We start from the raw sequence: 2,504 nt of genomic DNA, 5'->3' as shown, positions 1-2,504 counted from the left end.
GGTGTGGCGTTTCAGGGAGTCACGGCGGCGTGGCGGCGCGGTCGCGAAGTGTTCGCCGAGGTGTCGCTCGATGAGAGCGTCAGTGATCGGAACGAGCGTTTCGGTGTTCATCCGGCGTTGCTGGATGCGATGCTGCACGTCGGCGCAGAGTTTTTCGGCGAGACCGGCGGCGCAGTGATGCCGTTGTCGTTCAACGGTATTCGACTGTATCGTGGCGGCGCCGACGCGGCGCGAGTCCGCGTCGAACGGATGARYKCGGACACGGTTCGGGTGACGGCCGTCGCTGAGGACGGTGAGCCGATCCTGTCGATCGAGCAGTTGGTGCTCGTGTCGGTCGAACCGGCGGAGCCTGCGTCTGCGGAGCCGCAGGCGTCGCTGCGGCGCAGTGTTTCTCCGGTGGGTAGGCGGCGTGCTGTGGTGGCGGGTCCGTTGGCGCCCAGGTTGTTCGGTGTTGCTGAGCAGGAACGTGACGCGCTGGTGTTTGCGGTGGTGGCCGAGCAAGCCGCGGCGGTACTCGGTCACGAATCGCCGAAAGCCATTCATCCCGATCGGCCGTTCACTGCGTTCGGGTTCGATTCGCTCAGTGGGCAACAGTTACGGAATCGGCTGGTGACGGCCACTGGTGTGGAGTTGCCGGCGACGCTGATCTTCGATTATCCGACACCGACCGCGGTGGCGCGTCTGGTGCGTTCGCGGCTGGAGGGTGTGGAYCTGGATGTGCGGCGGGTAGCGCGTCGCACCAGCTCGGACGAGCCGATCGCGATCGTCGGGATCGGTTGCCGTTTCCCCGGTGGTGTGGAATCGGCCGAGGATCTGTGGGACCTGGTTGCKGCGGGCACGGATGCGATTACACCGTTTCCGTCCGATCGTGGTTGGGATCTGGAGCGGTTGTTCGACCCGGATCCGGACAAGCCGGGCACCGTCTACACCCGSGAAGGCGGATTCCTTTCCGACGCGGSAGSTTTCGATGCGGGATTCTTCGGTATCGGCCCGCGTGAGGCGGCCGCGATGGATCCGCAGCAGCGGCTGATGCTGGAAGTCTCCTGGGAAGCTTTGGAGGACGCGGGGATCGACCCCACCGCGCTGCGCCACACCGACACCGGCGTATATGTGGGTGCCTGGGAGTCGGGCTACTCGCRGGGGGTGAGCGGCTCGTACGAAGGCTACCGATTGACCGGAACGTCGCAGAGCGTGATATCCGGCCGCGTCGCATACCTTTTCGGGCTGGAAGGGCCCGCGGTCACGGTCGACACCGCATGCTCGTCGTCGCTGGTCGCCTTGCATCTCGCCTGCCAGGCGCTGCGCCACGGCGAGACGTCGCTGGCCCTGGCGGGTGGTGTCAATGTGTCGGCGAGCCCGAGCCTGTACGTCGACTTCGCTCGCCAGCGGGGGTTGGCGCCGGACGGGCGGTCCAAGGCGTTCGCCGCCGCCGCCGACGGCGTGGTGTGGTCGGAGGGTATCGGGGTACTGGTGGTCGAGCGGCTCTCGGACGCGCACCGCTTGGGYCACACCGTGTTGGCCGTGGTGCGGGGTAGCGCGATCAATCAGGACGGTGCCAGCAACGGCTTGACCGCACCGAACGGTCCCTCGCAGGAGCGGGTGATCACGGCCGCGTTGGCGGCTGCGGGGTTGCGGCCGGCGGAGGTGGATGCGGTGGAGGCGCACGGGACCGGGACGACGTTGGGTGATCCGATCGAAGCCCAGGCACTCATCGCTACCTACGGGCAGGATCGYGARCAGCCGCTGCGGATCGGATCGGTGAAGTCGAATATCGGCCAYGCGGTCACCGCCGCGGGTATCGGTGGTGTGATCAAGATGGTGCAGGCGTTGCGACACGAAACGCTGCCGAAGACGTTGCATGTGGATGCGCCGACACCGCATGTGGACTGGTCCGCGGGTRCGGTGCGGCTGCTGACCGAGGCACAACCGTGGCCGGTCGGCGATCGRGTACGCCGGGCCGGTATCTCCTCGTTCGGGATCAGCGGCACCAACGCGCACGTGATCATCGAAGAAGCCCCCGCCACCGCACCTTCGGTCGTCGACTCCGCCGGTGCCGGCCAGAGGGCCGTGGCTACCGACGCGGTCGCATTGCTGATATCGGCCAAATCCGACGACGCGCTGCGGGCACAGGCCGATCGATTGCGGCAATGGCTGCTCGACCACCCCGACATCGATGCGCGCAGCGCCGCCTACTCGTTGATCACCGCACGCGCACACYTGGATCGGCGCGGCGCGGTCATCGGCGCCGATCGCGAACAGCTGTTGGCCGGCCTGGCCGACCTCGCCGCCGAATCGGGATCGTCCAACGTGGTCGACGGGCACACCGTCTCTGGTAAGACGGCTTTCCTGTTCACCGGTCAGGGTGCGCAGCGGGTCGGGATGGGTGCGGGCCTGTATCACGCGTTCCCGGTGTTCGCGGCGGCGTTGGATGAGGTGTGTGCCCAGTTCGACCCCCTGTTGGGGCGGTCGTTGAAAGATCTGATGTTCCTCGACACCGAAGAGGT

The 2,504-nt window shown here is 67.0% G+C and carries 1 protein-coding gene; it reads left to right on the top strand.

The features are described 5' to 3' along the window. On the top strand, positions 1-2,504 hold a 2,504-nt coding region (locus tag AB4Z47_RS30535; protein ID WP_441956159.1), incomplete at both ends, for a beta-ketoacyl synthase N-terminal-like domain-containing protein.

This window comes from Nocardia sp. 2TAF39, from assembly GCF_052114905.1.
GTDB lineage: Bacteria > Actinomycetota > Actinomycetes > Mycobacteriales > Mycobacteriaceae > Nocardia.
Note: the sequence above shows the minus strand (reverse complement) of the source record. Positions and strands in the feature narration are given on the sequence as shown.